We start from the raw sequence: 16,923 nt of genomic DNA on the forward strand, positions 1-16,923 counted from the left end.
AGAACAAAATAGTCTTCCTCTTTCCTCACTATCATTAAGGAAGTATGGAAGATATCGATCATTCATGTACCCCACTTTGTCGAATTTTATCATTTAAAGTAGATAAGTAGTTAATAAAAATGATATGGCGTTACAAGGAGATACCATACAAGGTGAGTTTTCGGCTTAAAAGCGTATGCATTTCCCTCAATATTTTTTTATGATCCTGATTTTTACTCATAAAAAAAGACAACAAAAAAATATTTAACGATAGGATTTTATATTATCCTAATTTTCAATTATCTCAATGGTCATTTAACCAGTTTTCGTTCTTATCGTTTCTTTTCTTTATTCCAGTAGTCATATATAGCTTCTTTCAATACCCCATTTAGATTTTTTCCTTGCTTCGCTAACCATTCCGTCTGATCTATCGGTAATAGTAGTTTAAGGTTTATTCTTTCATTTGGCATTTCCACTTTTCTTATTTCTTTCAGAGTAATGCCCTCTTCAACATTCGGGAAGGATGCTTCATTCTCATGTACTATCTGAAAATCTTCATAGCCTTCTAGATCATATATCTCACAATATAGGTTAAGCTGGGGCAATCCTTCCCCCACTAAACCGCGCAGATGCATAATCGCACTGATTTCTTTACCATCTTCCAATTCTATTTCAATAATTAAATTTTCATTATTGCCGAATTTTTTTAATACTATTTCACTCACTATTATATCCAATTCCAATGTATACCTTGAATCTGTCTCAAATATATATATAGCACTATTAAACATAAAAACACTTTCGCCATCTATTTTTACTGACTTAACCTTGCGCATACACACTCCACTTTCAAGTATTATTCTCCATGAATTAAATGACGGCTATCATGATGATAAAGAAAATCTATAATTTAAAGTGATGCTCACTGTATTGACTATTCAACCATCAACCGTGATTCTAGATACTTATCCAACTTCTTTTTTACACGTTGGAGTGCATTATCTATTGTCTTTACTTGAACATTCAATTCTTGTGAAATTTCCAAGTAGGTCTGCCCGCCCATATACAAGTCCACGACTGTACTTTCCAGGTCACTAAGGAGTTCCGTTAATTTCAGTTCAATTTCACTGAATTCTTCTAATCCTATTAAAATGGCAACCGGATCCATCTGCTTTTGCTCAGGAACGACATCAATAAGAGCTTGCTCCGATTCCCCTTGGTAAATAGGTCTAAACAGTGAAACATAGGTATTCAAAGGGGAATGCTTTTGTCTAGTGGCCGCTTTGACGGCAGTGATAATTTGTCTAGTAATGCAAAGTTCAGCAAATGACTTAAAGGAAGCCGAATTTTTGCAATCTCGATAATCCCGGATAGCCTTATACAGTCCAATCATGCCTTCTTGAAAAACATCTTCCTTATCTCCACCCGTTAGAAAATACTTCATTGCTTTAGTTTTGACAAGACCTTTATACTTCGTAATTAATTGATTCAGTGCCTCATCGTCACCATCTTGAAATTTGCCTATCAATATTGCATCTTCCATTTGTGTAGGGTTTTCTACTTTTTCCTTATCGAGGATCATACTCATTTTTATTCCTCCACTCACTTAGTTGAGCACCAAATAACTACAAGGTTGCGTTTTAGCTTCAAAATATTGGTAGAGCCTTATAATATTATAGTATCTCAGCTACATCATTAAAGATACCCTTAAATACCGACATTTTCCAACAATATTATATATTACCAACTAGTAAATAGGAATATTGATTTATAAATTGTTTCATTTTATAAAGGTATTTATTCACAGTGTAATAGAATATTTAGAAAGAACATAACCCGGATTAAGATGTGGGGTTATATTGGGCTATCAAAATGTATAAAAAAAGACCTCGAAAAAATATCGAGGCCTTTTTATTCATCAATCTAGATTCTATTTCAATACCTTTTTACTGGATTCTTCCATGTGATCGGTTGGTTCACCCCAGCATTCAACATTCTTTAATCCCTTAATGTTACTTACATGGAAAACGGGATTCTTACCATCTTTCTTTTGCTTTTGATAATCAGCAAGGGCAGCGAAAGCTATTTTCCCTAGCAAGGCTATGGCTATCAGGTTTATGATGGCCATTGATCCCATCAGCAAATCTGCTAGATTCCATACAAACTCGAGCGAGGCCATCGATCCGAATATGACCATTCCAACGACTGCTGCACGATAAATATTTATCCAAACTTTTTTTTCATTAATAAAACTGATATTGGATTCTCCATAATAGTAGTTTCCAACAATTGAACTAAATGCAAATAAAAGCACAATAATAGCTAAGAATATACCAGCCCAAGATCCCAAATTCTCACTAAGGGCATTTTGCGTGAGAACAATTCCATCTGTTTCCTTCGACGAATACAGGCCGGAAAACAAGATGATAAAGGCCGTAGAACTACATATGATAAGCGTATCTACAAAAACGCCAAGTGACTGGATAAGACCTTGTTTTACCGGATGGGTGACATCTGCCGTAGCGCCAGCATTTGGAGCACTCCCCATTCCAGCTTCATTAGAGAACAATCCCCGCTTGATTCCGTTCATCATGGCTGCACCCAGTGCACCACTAGCAATTTCCCTCAATCCATCAAATGCACTATCAAAGATTAAAGCCAGAACACTAGGTAACTCGGTTATATTCATAATGATGACAACTAATGCTATTATTACATAAGCACCTGCCATGAAAGGCACAATGACTTCGGACACTTTAGCTACTACCTTAATCCCACCAAAAATGATTACAGCCGTAATGATTGCTAAAATAAGTGCAGTGACCCATTTCTCAACTCCAAAAGATGCTTGGAACGCACTTGTAATCGTATTGGCCTGAACTGAATTGAAAGCAAGTCCGAACGTCAATGAAATCAAAACTGCAAACGTGATACCCATCCAGCGTGCATTTAATGCTTTTTCCATATAATAAGCTGGACCACCACGGAATGCTTCTCCGTCTTTGACCTTGTAAATTTGAGCAAGTGTGCTTTCAATGAAAGCAGAAGCGGATCCAATCAATGCGATTAACCACATCCAGAAAACTGCTCCCGGACCACCAGTTGTGATGGCTATAGCCACACCTGCCAGATTCCCCGTTCCTACCCGGGAAGCCGTGCTGATACAAAAGGCCTGAAACGATGATACGCCTTTCTTATCTGCCGTAGCACCTTCCCCTAGTAACCTAATCATTTCTTTCACCATTCTAAATTGTACGAATTTAGTCCGAAAAGAAAAATAAATGCCCATTCCAATTAATAATATAATCAGTATAGATGACCATAATAAATCATTTGTTTCAGTAATAAACTTTTCTACTATCTCCATTTTTAAACGAACCCACCTCTAATTATTTCAATACAATACCTTTAGAGTTCCCGCTTTTGCAAAATAGTAAACACTTAAGAATAAAGATGACTCCGTATATTGTATTTAATTATACTATTTTAATATTATTGAAGAAGGATATTAGTTTTTTGGAACATAAAAGAATTAAAGATTTCATCCACACTTTCCATTCGAAGTCACTTACCCTAAAAAAGCCCTGGCGACAATGCTCCAGGGCCAACATTCATGATTTTACATTCATGATTTTACATTCATGATTTATTGATACTCTTCCACCCATACTATTTTTATTTCTTCTTCGAGAACCGGGGAAAACCTATTAAAATGGCTATGATTCCTGAAATCCCGATTAAGACTGGATAGAACGAATAGGGTAGGATACTGATAGGAGAGATGTGTGCGACACCTGCAGCTAAAAGTAGTTGTGCTCCGTATGGCAATAAGCCCTGAATGCTACAAGCGAAAACATCGAGCAAACTGGCAGATTTCCGTGGATCGATTTCATACTTTTCGGCAATGTTTTTTGCGAGTGGACCAGCAATGATGATGGATATGGTATTGTTTGCCGTTGAAAGATTCGTTAAAGCCACCAATCCCGCGATACTGAACTCTGCACTTTTTCTTGATTTGCTCTTTCTCGTCACGAGGTTCAGTAGGTAATCGATTCCGCCGTTATGTTTGATAACAGAAACCATGCCTGCAATCAAAATCGCTAGGAAGGAGATTTCATACATCCCAGCCATTCCATCCCCCATTTTTTGAATCACTTCCATTGCATGATAACTACCATCCGCTAAACCGATGATTCCGGCAAAGACGATGCCGATAGAGAGAACCAAGAATACATTGATCCCTGCCAATGCTGCCACTAGAACACAAAGGTAAGGTAGAATTTTGACCCAATTGTAGGCTTCTCCAGAAATTGTAGCTTGTTCACCCATCGTCAGAAAACCAAGGATAAAACATGTGATTATTGCAGCAGGTAACACAATAAAAAAGTTCACTTTGAACTTATCTTTCATTTTCGTTCCCTGTGTGCGTACAGCTGCTATAGTCGTATCCGAAATGAAAGAAAGATTATCACCGAACATGGCACCACCAATGACCGCAGCCATGGAAAGGGCAACAGATATATCCGTTTGATCACTGATTCCTACTCCAATAGGTGCTAAAGCCACTATCGTTCCCATACTTGTCCCCATTGATAATGAGATAAAGCAGGCGATAATAAATAACCCCACCATTAAAAGATTTTGCGGAACAATTGAAAGTGCTAGATTCACCGTAGACGCTACGGCCCCCATCCCATTTGCCACTTCCGAAAAAGCCCCAGCCAATAGGAATATGACAACCATCAACATGATGTTTGAATCCCCGGCACCTTTACAAAAGATTTCTACTTTCTGATCGAATGATTCCTTTCGATTCATTGCCAGTGCCGTAGCAGATGCAATGGCTATGGCAACAATCACTGGAAATGTGTAAAAATCTTTTGTAATAACACCTGAACCTATAAATAATATCAAAAAAACGATAAACGGCGTTAAAGCCCATGGATTCCCTTTATTGTCTAAACTCATGATGTACACCTCTTTAGTATTTTGCATGGTAATGGTAATGGATACTCTTTTTGGACTCTCTAAATTTTCCGGCATCCCTTCATTTTAATATGGTCTTGATTATAGAATAGTAACAAACCATCAAGAACAGATTCCTATCCTATGAGTACAAAAAGACCTCTTCCGTTTTATTACAAGAAGAGGTCTTTTAATCTATAAACACTCCTCTTATCTTTCAGGTCAATCGCCTGCTGGATTTGGCACAGCACTCTAAATAAGTCTGCTGCCGAGACATCTTCGGGCCAGTCCCTCAGTCTCTCTTGATAAGAAGTAAGAAATATTCATTTTTTCAAAGCAAATATAAGAGTACAGCATTTTAAGAGTTTTCGCAAGGTAAAGTATTAAAGATTTTTATAAACTGATGGAATGCATTAGTTTTTAGCTTTCGGGGCGAAAAGGTAGTTAGTGTGAAAGCACCTTTATTCTTCTACATTGATGGGTACCACTTTTCCATCTTCGACCGCTCCTACAACGACTTTTGCTGCGAATCCACCGTTTTCGTCAATCGATGGTATATTGTAAATTTTCTGTTCAGGTGCCGTATTTGTCAGCCCATCCTGCATATGGTCACGGATCGCATTCACATCATCGACTGTTCCCGCCGCTTTCATTGCCTCCACAAAGGCATACATAGCAATGTAATTCAACCCCACTTCAGAACTAGCATCTTCCTTATAAATTTTTTTATATTTATCAATGAATGCCGGTATTGCTTCTTCCTTGGAATCGATTAGCGGAAGAACACCGATCGAACCTTCCAATGTTTCGTACGAGCCCGCTATTGGTTTCATTTGATCCAGTTTCGCCTGGTCCATGATAATGAAACCGCCTTTAAAGCCTAGTTCCCTTGCTTGTTTTGCAACCTTGGCCGTAGGCTCTGACGCCCCCCCGATGAAAAGGACATCAGGCTTTTCTTTTAGGGCATTTGTAACAGTCGTGAAGAAATCCGTTTCTTTAGAAAAATCAATGGAGGCATTATACACGACTTCACCACCCTGTTTTTCCCAATGAGGAAGTAGGTTTTCCGCCCAGTCCTTCCCGTACTGGGAAGATGGTGGCAATGCCGCAATTTTCTTTCCGAAGTTTTCCATTGCATACGTAGAAAACGGTTCAATATACCCTTCATAATTTGGCGGGATCCTCACCGTTAATGAATTACCGCTTTCCGTGATGGCTGGTTCACTCGAATAGCCACCGATGATGAATTTCTCTTTTTCGTTAAAAACCTGAAGGGCGAGTATCCCTCCACTATGAGGAGTGAAAATAATCGGAGTTTTGTATTCCTGAATTAAACGTTTAGCATTTGAACCCGTTTCATTCGGTAAGTACTTATCATCCAACGAAACCAGGTTGAGCGTATATTTTTCCCCTTCCACTTCAAACCCACCAGCATCATTGATTTCATTTACTGCCATCTCCACACCATTTAACGTTCGTTTTCCATATAAGGCTGCTGCTCCACTCAAAGGACCGCTAAAACCGATATTGACGACATTCTTCCCTTTACTGGCCTTTCCTCCCCCACTTGAGGCAGGGCTGTCTCCTTTGTTACAGCCGGCTAGTGCCGTTAGGACGAGTAATAGCATGACAAAGAATACACTCAATTTTTTCATGAAAATCCCCCATTCATTTTTAAACTCTTATGCTCCGATATAAGCTTTCCGTACTTCATCATTAGCCAATAATTCTTTTGCAGTCCCTTCGACGACAATTTCCCCATTTTCAAAAACATATCCCTTATCTGCAATGCTAAGAGCCGCATTCGCATTCTGTTCGGCTAGTAGAACGGTTATGCCTTCCCGGTTTATTTCTTCAATGACTTGGAACATCTGTTCAACGATCAAAGGAGCGAGGCCCACGGAAGGTTCATCTAGCATCAAAAGCTTTGGCTTAGACATCAAGGCCCTGCCAATGGCTAGCATCTGTTGCTGTCCACCACTCAAGCTGCCGGCTTCATCATGGAGTTTTTCTTTTAAAATAGGAAATAAATGATAGACATTTTCCAATGAGGCCTTGATTTCCATCTTTTTTTTTCGATGTACGTAAGCTCCCATCTTCAAGTTTTCCTGGACAGTCATCTGAGGAAACAGTTTCCGCCCTTCTGCACATTGCACGATTCCAGCTTGGACATTCTTATCCGGATCCCTACCTCCGATAGCCAGTTCCTCAAAATGAATTTCACCCTGAGCCAGCTTGCTTATGCCGCTGATAGAACGGAATGTCGTGCTTTTCCCTGCTCCATTCGCTCCCAGTAGAACGACAATTTCCCCTTTTTTCACTTCAATATTCACATGCTTGATCGCAGAGAAGCTCCCATAACATACAGTAACATCAGTTAACTTAAGCACTAGCACTACCTCCTAAATAGGCTTTAATAACCGCCTCATTCGCCCTGATTTCTTTTGGAGTGCCTTCAGCAATCTTTTCCCCGTAGTTCAGGACCATGATATGGTCAGCTAAGTTCATGATCATATGCATCTTGTGCTCGATCAAGCAAATCGTGAAGCCCGACTGATTCAACTCCTTGATCAGTTCTGTAAGCCCTTCTGTTTCATCAGGGTTTATGCCGGCGGCCGGTTCATCAAGAAAGATGATTTCCGGATCCGTCGCAAGGGCAAGGGCAATCGCAGTCCGCTTCTTTTCCTCTTGAGAAATACTCGAGACCATCTTATTTGCCGAATCCATTAAGCCGACAATTTTCAATACTTCCATCGCTTTATCACGACAGGCCTTTTCCTCCCGTTTTAACCTCTTCGTCCTTAGGATAGCATCTACCAAATTCGATTTAGTTCGAAGCCTATGCCCTACAATCACGTTATCCAAGATGGTGGATTGCTCAAAAAGACTAGTCGTCTGGAACGTTCTTGCTATGCCAAGCCCCGCTATTTCATTGGCAGGAAGCTTCGTGATGTCTTTCCCTTTGAAGAGGACTGCTCCAGAACTTGGACGATGGAAGCCGCTGATCAAGTTGAAAAACGTAGACTTCCCGGCTCCATTAGGCCCGATAATCGCATTGATCTTTCCTTTTTCAATGGTGAAATCCACATTTTTTACAGCTGCCAATCCCCCGAAACTCTTTGTTAAATTCTTCGTTTCGATAAACATCTTCATCCCTCCTCCGCATTAACCGGAACGTCCTTACTCATAATCAGTTGTTTCTTATCTCTTCGTTTAATTTTCCAATCAAAGAATGCACCCGAAATACCGCGTGGATAGAAAATTATGATCAACGTAAGTAAAGGTCCAAAGATCAACATTCGATACTCTTGGAGAAATTGTAGATTCTGGGATAGTATGACGAGAAGCAAAGTTCCAACCAAAGGTCCCGATAGAGTTCCTATTCCGCCGACCAGTAGATACATCAACAAGTCGAACATTATGGCCGTAGACCCGATATCCGGTCCGATAAACCGCACGAATGAAGCATATAAGGCACCTGCCAAGCCTGCAAAAAATGTAGAAAGAACAAATGCGGTCAACTTATTCTTCATCGTGGATATGCCTATCGTTTGGGCAAGTTCCTCACTATTCCTGATGGCCATATAGGTTCTCCCTGTCAACGAATGAACAATACGATACATGACCAAAATGACGCCAAGTAGGAAAATGAGCACCAAATAATATTGTGAAGCGGCCGTCTCGAAAGTGATGGGTCCGATATTTCCAGGGGCCGGAATCCCAATCAAGCCTCTAACTCCTTCTGTAAGACCTTCCCATTTATCGATGACCAGGTAGATGATATATCCGACGCATAAAGTATAAATTGCGAAAAAGTGTTCTTTTGTTCTCAATGCTATTAAGCCGACCAAAAAACCAAGCGCCCCGGAAATTAGGCAAGACAAGACCAGTGCCAACCAAAAGTTCATTCCCGCTTTTACCGTCAATAACCCCAATGAGTACGCCCCAATGGCAAAGTATCCAGCATGGGCAAGCGAAAGATAGCCCGTATAGCCCGCTAACAGATTAATTCCATATACCGCGATTGCCCAGATGAAAGACAACGTTAACATATGAACGTAATAGTCATTCTGCGCGATGATTGGAAATAAAAAGGCCAGGATGATCAAAATTAAGATGACATTTCGTTTTGATAAGATATTCAAACTACCTCTCCCCCTTTGCGAAAAGACCCGTCGGTTTGACCGTTAAGATGACTACTAAAAGGAAGAAGGCTATGATATCCTTATAATCATTGGATATATAGGTTGCGCCAAGGCTTTCACTGAATCCAAGAATATATCCACCAACGATTGCACCTGGAACGCTTCCCATCCCTCCTAGGATGATAATCACGAAAGCCTTTAATATCACTAAATGACCCATGCCTGGAAAAACTAGATTGATGGGAGATGCAAGGGAGGAAGCAATGGCGGCTAGCCCCCCAGAAATCATGAAGGTCAGCATGGCAACTTTATTGATGTTAATCCCGACTAGCGAAGCCCCTTCACGACTTTGGGACATCGCGATGATCGTGGAACCTGTATACGTCTTCTTTAAGAACAGATAGAGAACCGACATGACCACGATTGCCGCCACAATAATCAACAAACGTTGCATCGTGAACGTCAAGCCCATGATATTGACTACTTGTCCATAAGGAGATTGCATGGTTTGAAAATCAGCTCCCCAGACAAATTGTGCAAAGGCTTCAAGAAAAAGTAAAATTCCAATGGCTGCAATTTTATCATGCAACGGTGGAGCATCCCTTAACAAACGGAATACGAATCGTTCCAATAAAACCCCAAGAAGGCCCACGACAATGACGGACACGAACATAGCAATCCAGTAATTCAGCCCAGATAACGTCATCATCGACAACGTGACATACCCTCCTATCATATAGAGAGCACCATGGGCAAAGTTAGGGATATGAAGAATCCCATATACCAATGTCAACCCAAGGGCAACTAGGCTATATACGCTTCCGATTGTTAAACCATTAAACAATTGCTGAATTAAAATCTCCATTTCCTTCCTCCCTTATCCCAATGAATGTTCGTAGGTAATGCTTTACTTGAATACAACATCCCTAACCATAAGGAACTCTTCTCCATGACCCTATCGAATTGTTAATGCCAACCTTTTTTGTTAGCGCTTTCATTATTTCATCGCGTAATCCATCGAAAGGCTACCCGCTTCTTCTGTAACCTCGTTTCGACCCATTTTTCCGTAATCTTTATCTACTTTTTTAGTTGTCTGCATCCCATTTTATGATTTCATGAATACTATCTTCATATCTGTCAACTGAATAACGCTGTGCAATCGTCGGAAACGTTCCACAGTCACCTCACATTCCCCATAAATCATTTGTAAAGCATTTCCTTAATAACAATGCAAGTACTATGCCATCTTGAAAAAGCCATACTAAGTCACTTTACGAAATAAGAATGATTCACTTTTGATTCAAATAATTGAATTCATATGGCATAACCATCATTCACTTTTGACTGAACGAACCACTTTTGAATTAGAATGGATTGTCTTTCAGATTCATAGATATATTATTATCCAGATGACTACTAGGGAAGAAATGAAAAGGGGTATTCCCCTTACGGAAATCCCCCTTTGCTTACCTATTCTTTTCACTGACTCTCAATCCATATTTTTTTAGTTTCCTGACAATCGTAGCCTGGCTTGAATCAAGAGCTTCAGCAATTTCATATGTGGTCTGATAAGTTTGCGCTGCTTTTGTCAATATTTCTTTTTCAGCTCCCTCCACCGCTTCCTTTAGAGACTGAGAATCACGAGAGTTGGTTTGGCTCATGTTTTCTTGCTGATATTCTACAGGCAAGTCGCTTACCGAGATGACGGAACCATTCGTTAACACGACCAGTCTTTCCACTATATTAATCAGTTCTCGGACATTTCCCGGCCAATCATAATGAAAAAAATAATCTTTTAACGCTGAATCTAACTTTTTGGTCAATTTATATTGGTTGTTGGCCTTGGTTAAAAATAAATCAGACAATGCGAGGATATCTTCTCTTCTTTCCCTAAGAGGTGGAATCACAATGGGGATGACATTCAGGCGATAATATAAATCTTCGCGAAATTCTCCCGCTTTGACCATATCCAATAGATTTCGATTTGTGGCCGCGATAATACGAACATCGATTTTCTTCGGTTTCGTTCCTCCGATTCTTTGTATTTCCCTTTCCTGAAGAACACGAAGTAATTTTACCTGAAGCTGAAGTGGGAGTTCACCGACTTCATCCAAAAATAATATTCCGTTATCAGCTATTTCGAACATCCCCGGTTTCCCCTTGTGATTAGCCCCGGTAAACGCTCCCCCCTCATAGCCAAACAGTTCAGACTCCAATAAATCGGCAGGAATCGCCCCACAGTTTATTTTAACGAAATCCCCTTTTTTTGAACGGATGCTCCCGTTAAAGATATTGCGGGCCAATACGTCCTTTCCCACACCCGTTTCCCCTAATATAAGGACTGTCGCGTCAATGTCTGAAATCCTTTCAGCAATTTCGTAAATCTTCCTTATCTTTTCACTAACAAAAACGACTCCATCTTGATTTGTAATCTTTCTTAGCTTTTCGATTTCCTGCTTATACTGATTGTTCAATTCATTCACTTTCGTCAATTCATGCATCAGTTCATTCAAATCGGATAAATCACGTATATTCGTAACGATCTGTTCAATCTCCCCTTCACCATTAAACACCGGGCTTCCCGTGATCAGCGTCTCTTTTCCGGCGAAGTTATCCTGTACGACTGATACAGTCCTCCTCTGCTTTACCACTTTATGTGTAACCGAGGCATTCAGTATTCCACGCTTAATCAACTGATTTACTGATTTGCCGATATAATACTCTTTAGGAATCCCCGTAATTCTCTCAATAGCCGGGTTTGTATATATTGTCACTCCATCAGGATCGGTGATATAAATGCCATCATAGGAATTCTCAATGATGGCATCCAATGCGCGGTTCATTTTTTTGGTTTCCCCGAATTCTTCCATTACATCATCGACATATGAAGTTTGACCCCCTACATATAAATGCTCGCCTTTTTCCAATTGCATCACTGAGATAAATACATATCGATTGGTGCCATGGTATGCTGTTGCCAGCCTATTATTATCAAAAAATATCCATCTATCAAATAAATCTGAAAGGGTATTTCTATTCTGCATCTGTTCCTTAAAATATTGGCTCCATTCTTTAATCTTGCCTTCATCATCAAGGATAATGGCAGGAAATGGCCATTCTTTGATCCATTTGATCTGGGAATCCTGTTTCAGTTGATTCAATACATTCACCACCGCAAAAGAATTCTTTCTAATTCAATTCTCGATATCTTTCGAATCCCCTTTAATAATGTCGAAATTCCAATAAAAAATAGTGATGAAATAACTTCATCACTACCTATCATTCAATATACTTTGAATATGACCTCCCCACTGATTGTTTCCTTGCCTACTTGATTGACGGCAACTACAACAAAATGGTACGTATCTTCCTTTTTCTCTTTTAAATAGGCTTGAAGCGTGATGACATCATCTAGAAAAACCATACTCTTGAATCGTATTTTATACTCTTCAATAAATCCGATGTCATAAGAATCACTGAATAACTTTGCAAGGTTTCCCATCGTCCACATTCCATGGGCAATGATTCCAGGTAGACCGGCCTTTTTAGCTTCTTCATCAATGGTATGAATGGGATTGAAGTCACCGGAAGCACCAGCGTATTTAATGAGATCTAGGCGTGAAACAGGATCCAACTTTATCGATTGTACAGAATCTCCAGGATTCAATTCTTTTAACAAACTCATCGGCTCCCCACCGACTTTCTTACCGTATCATTGATGATGACCAATTGATCGGCAGTAAATACTATCTCACCATTTGCATCGGTTCCATAATTTTTTAATGCTAGAAACCCCAAATCCCCCTGTTTTCCACTCTTCTCATAATAATCCTTCACTTCTGTATAACACGTGATTTCTTCCCCTACCAGAAGGGGCCGCTTATAATGATAAATCTGCTCGCCGTGAATTAACCCTTTAGCAGGGAGGTTCAACCCTTCAATCACTCCATAATCAAAGACCCGTGGGAATGTAGGAGGGGCAATATTCGTGCCGTACCTTGATTGTTTTCCTATCTCTTCATCAATGAAAATAGGATGCAAGTCACCGATTGCTTCCGCGAATTTTTTCACGGCCCCACGTTCGACTGAATTTTTGACCGGTTTGGAACGTTTTTCGATACAATCTTTAAACATATCATCCCCACCTAATCAGTTAATTTTTTGGACCACCTGCAACGTAAAGAACTTGACCATTAACAAAGGAAGAAGCTTCATCAGCAAAAAAAGCAACAGCATTTGCGATATCACTTGGCTTCCCGCTTCTAGCAACTGGAATCTTCTTCACACTTCCCTCAACGAACTGCTCAAAACTGACCCCCACACGACGTGCAGTTTCTTTCGTCATCTCCGTTTCAATGAATCCAGGGGCTACCGAATTAGCTGTGATTCCATATTTACCGAGCTCAATCGCTAACGTTTTCGTTAACCCTTGCAGCCCCGCCTTTGCAGCTGCATAATTCGATTGTCCTCGATTGCCGAGAGCCGAAGTGGACGAAATATTGATGATTCTTCCATATTTTCTTTCAACCATGTATTTCTGAGCAGCACGGACTGAATTGAACGTACCCTTCAAATGTACATCCATGACTGTCTGCCAATCCGAATCGGTCATTTTGAATATTAGGTTATCGCGAATGACCCCCGCGTTATTGACAAGGATATCAAGTGAACCGAATGTTTCCGCTATTTCCTTGACAGCAGTTTCCACCTCTTCTGCCTCGACTACATTTGCCACTTTTGTATAAATGGTATAGCCTTGGTCACGTAGTTCATTTCCCGCTACATTCAGGACCTCTTCATTAATATCGATGATTCCTACCTTTGCTCCTTCACTTGCTAGTAGTTCAACGATTGCCCTTCCAATCCCCCTGCTTCCACCAGTTACTAATGCTGTTTTTCCTAAAAATCTTCCTGTCATGTTTGTTCCTCCTCATCTATTATAAAAATTGTCCTAGTTTAACATGTCCTTTAATTAAGTTCCTTGAAATGATCATACGCTGAATTTCATCTGTACCATCGTATATTCTCCAGAGCCTTGCTTCACGGTACCAACGCTCAATAGGCAGTTCTTTTGTATAACCCATGCCACCATGGATTTGCAAAACACGATCGACGACTCGATTCCCCATATTCGAGCCATAAAGTTTAGCCATCGAGGCTAGATGACGATTGTCTTCTCCATTATCAAGTGTGAAAGCTGCATTTAAGACTAACCACCTTGCCGCTTCAATTTCAACAGCAGAGTCTGCAATCTGCCATTGAATGGCCTGACGTTCCGCAATAGGCTTCCCGAAAGTTACCCGCTCCTTTGCATAGTCGATGGCCATTTGGAGTAATCGTTCAGCTGAACCCACTGCCCTTGCCCCAACAATCCATCTTGCAAAACCTATCCACTCGAGACCCAATTTGTAGCCACCATGTATTTCCCCTAATATATTCTCCTCAGGTACCCGCACATTGTCGAACACTAAACCGGCAGGTCCCCATTCGCCCATCGTATTGATATATTCTGATTTCCATCCCATGTCCCGATCCACGATGAAACAGGTGACGCCTTCCGTCCCCGTTGCCTGGTGACGTTCTTTGTCCGTAACCGCAATGACCATGACAAAATCTGCATCATTTCCACCGGTGATGAACGTTTTTTCGCCATTCAGCACCCACTCGTCTCCATCCTTAATGGCCGTCATTTTTATGTTGCGTGTATCGGATCCAGCCCCTGGTTCCGTCATCGCAAAACAAGACTTCTTCTCCCCATTGATCGTTGGAATCAGATATTTCTTCTTCTGTTCTTCATTTCCATAATACAGAATATTATCAGCTGATCCACCGAAACTGAAAGGAACGAATGTCTTCGAAACTTCCATCAGCACGATGGCCATCATCATTTGCCCTAAATCAGCCCCACCATATTCTTCAGGTGTATTAACTCCCCAAAACCCCGCCTTTTTTGCTTTTCCCTGTAATTCCTGTAATGTCTCTGCAGGTAAACTGGGCTTTCCGGCTATTTCATTCCGGAGCACTTCATTTTCCAGTGGAATCAGTTCATTTTCGACAAACTTACGAATCGTTTTTTGCACCATTCTTTGTTCATCCGATAAACGTAAATCCATTACAATCCCTCCAGCTTCCATTAAAATTATTTTGAATGCGCTTTCTTCAATTGCCCTGTAATGATGTTTTTCTGGATTTCCGACGTACCTTCATAAATTCTAGTAATTCTTGCATCCCGAAAGAAACGTTCGATAGGAAAATCCTTAATATATCCGAGTCCTCCATGAATCTGGACCGCTTTATCCGCCACCCGATTATATACTTCCGAACCGAAAAGCTTCAGCATGGCCGCTTCCTTAATGATTTTCTCTCCCTGATCGACCATCCAGGCCACTCTATAGGTAAAAGAACGAAGTGCCTCTATTTCCATTGCCATCTCAGCTATCATATGGGATACAGCCTGGTGTTCAATAATCGGTACATCAAATTGTTCCCGTTCCATTGCATAATGAATGGATAAATCCAATAAGTACTGACATGAACCTAAATTGCGTGCTGCGAGTCCTGCTCGACCGTTTGCCAGGATTTTAAGGGCATTGACGTATCCTTGGCCAACTTCCCCCAGTACATTTTCCAAAGGAACCTCGCAATTTTCAAAAATCAGTTCTGCAGAATGGGAACCTCGTAGCCCCATTTTCCTTTCCATACTACCTACTTGGAATCCTGGGAATCCCTTTTCTACGATGAATGAAGTGATTCCTTTTGCTCCTTTTTCCTTATCCGTAACAGCCATGACGGTGAAAATATCTGCCACATCCGCATTCGTTATATAGTGCTTTGTTCCATTCAGGATATATCTATCACCTGATTTTACCGCGGTCATTTTTAAATTTGTGGCATGTGATCCTGCAGCTGGTTCCGTTAAAGCAAATGCTCCGATTCGATTTCCACTTGCCATGTCAGAAAGATACTTTTGCTTTTGTTCTTCATTCCCCATCTCCACAATACCGACTGTTCCGATACCGGTATGGGCTCCTATCAACGTCGTATACCCATTATGCGTTTTTCCTATTTCCTCATATAAGGCACATTTTTCGACCATACCGATACCTAGTCCATCATACCTCTCAGGGATACTAAGACCGAATAAGCCCATTTCTTTAGATAATTGAATGAGAGAATCAGGGATACGGTCTTCCTCTTCAATCTGCATGGCAAATGGTTCGATTTCGTCTTGAATAAATTGCCGGATATTTTCTTTCAAAAGTAGAGTCTCTGCATCAAAGCGAAAGTCCATGCCGTTAGCCCCCCTTTTTTTTAAATTGGTTTCTGCCGATCGAACCTTTTTCACATGAGTTGTTTCTTAACTTAAAGCACTATGTATAGGCTTTTGTTTAAATGAACCGCAGTTTAATAGAAATACGAGTCGAAGATTAAAAAATATGTCTTTTTGACGAGCATGTAGGAAGGTCATTTCAATTTTTTTCAAGATTAGAATTCTTGTTATAAGATCTATCCATTTTTGCTCCCTTTCCTAATTCACAAAAATCAAGAAGATACAATTATCATATGCAAGTAATGTGCCAAATTAAAAACGCTACCAGGCTAGCAATCTGGTTTCATTAAAATTCAAATTTGAATTAATCATCCAATTATTGAGATTTTCTCATGGACACTACAACGATTTAATTTTGACTTAATCATTCACTTTTGAATTAAGAACATATTAAGTAGTTAGTGAGTAAAGAAGGCATCGGGGTAAATGTAAATGGTGTTATTTGACTACACGGACAGTAAGGGACGAATGAGCCTAGATTTGAACACAGATCAACCATAGAAA

Annotated in this window: 15 protein-coding genes and 1 riboswitch; all 15 genes read right to left on the bottom strand. The window is 40.3% G+C overall.

What is annotated here, in order from left to right; genetic code table 11:
• Window positions 1-311: 311 nt before the first annotated feature.
• Entirely contained in the window at window positions 312-815 is a 504-nt protein-coding gene (locus ACIQXR_RS13120) for a hypothetical protein (RefSeq protein ID WP_403080141.1), read from the bottom strand.
• A 98-nt stretch (window positions 816-913) separates the two neighbouring features.
• Window positions 914-1,567, bottom strand: coding sequence for an RNA polymerase sporulation sigma factor SigH (sigH, locus tag ACIQXR_RS13125; RefSeq protein WP_403080143.1), 654 nt, complete (start codon window positions 1,565-1,567; stop codon window positions 914-916).
• A 342-nt stretch (window positions 1,568-1,909) separates the two neighbouring features.
• Window positions 1,910-3,346 (bottom strand): alanine/glycine:cation symporter family protein, encoded by a 1,437-nt coding sequence (locus tag ACIQXR_RS13130; RefSeq protein WP_403080145.1) that lies wholly within the window; start codon window positions 3,344-3,346, stop codon window positions 1,910-1,912.
• 308 nt (window positions 3,347-3,654) lie between these two features.
• On the bottom strand, window positions 3,655-4,947 hold the full coding sequence (locus tag ACIQXR_RS13135) for a Na+/H+ antiporter NhaC family protein (protein WP_403080147.1): 1,293 nt from the start codon (window positions 4,945-4,947) through the stop codon (window positions 3,655-3,657).
• Window positions 4,948-5,151: 204 nt separating this feature from the next.
• Window positions 5,152-5,256, bottom strand: a riboswitch (SAM riboswitch).
• A 149-nt stretch (window positions 5,257-5,405) separates the two neighbouring features.
• Window positions 5,406-6,599 (bottom strand): ABC transporter substrate-binding protein, encoded by a 1,194-nt coding sequence (locus tag ACIQXR_RS13140; protein WP_402872707.1) that lies wholly within the window; start codon window positions 6,597-6,599, stop codon window positions 5,406-5,408.
• Window positions 6,600-6,626: 27 nt separating this feature from the next.
• Window positions 6,627-7,334, bottom strand: coding sequence for an ABC transporter ATP-binding protein (locus ACIQXR_RS13145; RefSeq protein ID WP_403080148.1), 708 nt, complete (start codon window positions 7,332-7,334; stop codon window positions 6,627-6,629).
• On the bottom strand, window positions 7,327-8,091 hold the full coding sequence (locus ACIQXR_RS13150; RefSeq protein ID WP_402872701.1) for an ABC transporter ATP-binding protein: 765 nt from the start codon (window positions 8,089-8,091) through the stop codon (window positions 7,327-7,329). Before ACIQXR_RS13150 ends, ACIQXR_RS13145 begins: the two co-directional genes overlap by 8 nt.
• Window positions 8,092-8,093: 2 nt before the next feature.
• Window positions 8,094-9,089, bottom strand: a complete 996-nt coding sequence (locus ACIQXR_RS13155) for a branched-chain amino acid ABC transporter permease (RefSeq protein ID WP_402872698.1) — start codon at window positions 9,087-9,089, stop codon at window positions 8,094-8,096.
• A gap of 1 nt (window position 9,090) precedes the next feature.
• Window positions 9,091-9,954 (bottom strand): branched-chain amino acid ABC transporter permease, encoded by an 864-nt coding sequence (locus ACIQXR_RS13160; protein WP_402872696.1) that lies wholly within the window; start codon window positions 9,952-9,954, stop codon window positions 9,091-9,093.
• Window positions 9,955-10,555: 601 nt separating this feature from the next.
• On the bottom strand, window positions 10,556-12,250 hold the full coding sequence (locus ACIQXR_RS13165) for a sigma-54 interaction domain-containing protein (RefSeq protein WP_403080150.1): 1,695 nt from the start codon (window positions 12,248-12,250) through the stop codon (window positions 10,556-10,558).
• A 122-nt stretch (window positions 12,251-12,372) separates the two neighbouring features.
• A complete protein-coding gene (locus tag ACIQXR_RS13170; RefSeq protein ID WP_402872690.1) occupies window positions 12,373-12,774 on the bottom strand; it encodes a MaoC/PaaZ C-terminal domain-containing protein in 402 nt (133 codons plus the stop codon).
• Window positions 12,771-13,223, bottom strand: coding sequence for a MaoC family dehydratase N-terminal domain-containing protein (locus tag ACIQXR_RS13175; protein WP_402872688.1), 453 nt, complete (start codon window positions 13,221-13,223; stop codon window positions 12,771-12,773). The genes ACIQXR_RS13170 and ACIQXR_RS13175 overlap by 4 nt, the downstream gene beginning before the upstream one ends.
• 19 nt (window positions 13,224-13,242) lie before the next feature.
• Window positions 13,243-14,007, bottom strand: coding sequence for an SDR family oxidoreductase (locus ACIQXR_RS13180; RefSeq protein ID WP_402872686.1), 765 nt, complete (start codon window positions 14,005-14,007; stop codon window positions 13,243-13,245).
• Window positions 14,008-14,026: 19 nt separating this feature from the next.
• On the bottom strand, window positions 14,027-15,202 hold the full coding sequence (locus ACIQXR_RS13185) for an acyl-CoA dehydrogenase family protein (protein WP_403080151.1): 1,176 nt from the start codon (window positions 15,200-15,202) through the stop codon (window positions 14,027-14,029).
• A 26-nt stretch (window positions 15,203-15,228) separates the two neighbouring features.
• Window positions 15,229-16,380 carry an acyl-CoA dehydrogenase family protein gene (locus ACIQXR_RS13190; RefSeq protein ID WP_402872681.1) on the bottom strand — a complete coding sequence of 384 codons (1,152 nt, stop codon included), beginning with the start codon at window positions 16,378-16,380 and terminating at the stop codon, window positions 15,229-15,231.
• Between the last annotated feature and the right edge of the window lie 543 nt (window positions 16,381-16,923).

Source organism: Peribacillus sp. NPDC097224 (genome assembly GCF_044761985.1).
Lineage (GTDB): Bacteria > Bacillota > Bacilli > Bacillales > DSM-1321 > Peribacillus.

Excerpts from the sequence above, each read along its gene's own strand:
- ACIQXR_RS13180 (WP_402872686.1), bottom strand. The coding sequence starts at position 14,007 with ATGACAGGAAGATTTTTAGGAAAAACAGCATTAGTAACTGGTGGAAGC.
- ACIQXR_RS13150 (WP_402872701.1), bottom strand. The coding sequence starts at position 8,091 with ATGTTTATCGAAACGAAGAATTTAACAAAGAGTTTCGGGGGATTGGCA.
- ACIQXR_RS13185 (WP_403080151.1), bottom strand. The coding sequence starts at position 15,202 with ATGGATTTACGTTTATCGGATGAACAAAGAATGGTGCAAAAAACGATT.
- sigH (WP_403080143.1), bottom strand. The coding sequence starts at position 1,567 with ATGAGTATGATCCTCGATAAGGAAAAAGTAGAAAACCCTACACAAATG.
- ACIQXR_RS13160 (WP_402872696.1), bottom strand. The coding sequence starts at position 9,954 with ATGGAGATTTTAATTCAGCAATTGTTTAATGGTTTAACAATCGGAAGC.
- ACIQXR_RS13175 (WP_402872688.1), bottom strand. The coding sequence starts at position 13,223 with ATGTTTAAAGATTGTATCGAAAAACGTTCCAAACCGGTCAAAAATTCA.
- ACIQXR_RS13130 (WP_403080145.1), bottom strand. The coding sequence starts at position 3,346 with ATGGAGATAGTAGAAAAGTTTATTACTGAAACAAATGATTTATTATGG.
- ACIQXR_RS13120 (WP_403080141.1), bottom strand. The coding sequence starts at position 815 with ATGCGCAAGGTTAAGTCAGTAAAAATAGATGGCGAAAGTGTTTTTATG.
- ACIQXR_RS13190 (WP_402872681.1), bottom strand. The coding sequence starts at position 16,380 with ATGGACTTTCGCTTTGATGCAGAGACTCTACTTTTGAAAGAAAATATC.
- ACIQXR_RS13135 (WP_403080147.1), bottom strand. The coding sequence starts at position 4,947 with ATGAGTTTAGACAATAAAGGGAATCCATGGGCTTTAACGCCGTTTATC.
- ACIQXR_RS13170 (WP_402872690.1), bottom strand. The coding sequence starts at position 12,774 with ATGAGTTTGTTAAAAGAATTGAATCCTGGAGATTCTGTACAATCGATA.
- ACIQXR_RS13140 (WP_402872707.1), bottom strand. The coding sequence starts at position 6,599 with ATGAAAAAATTGAGTGTATTCTTTGTCATGCTATTACTCGTCCTAACG.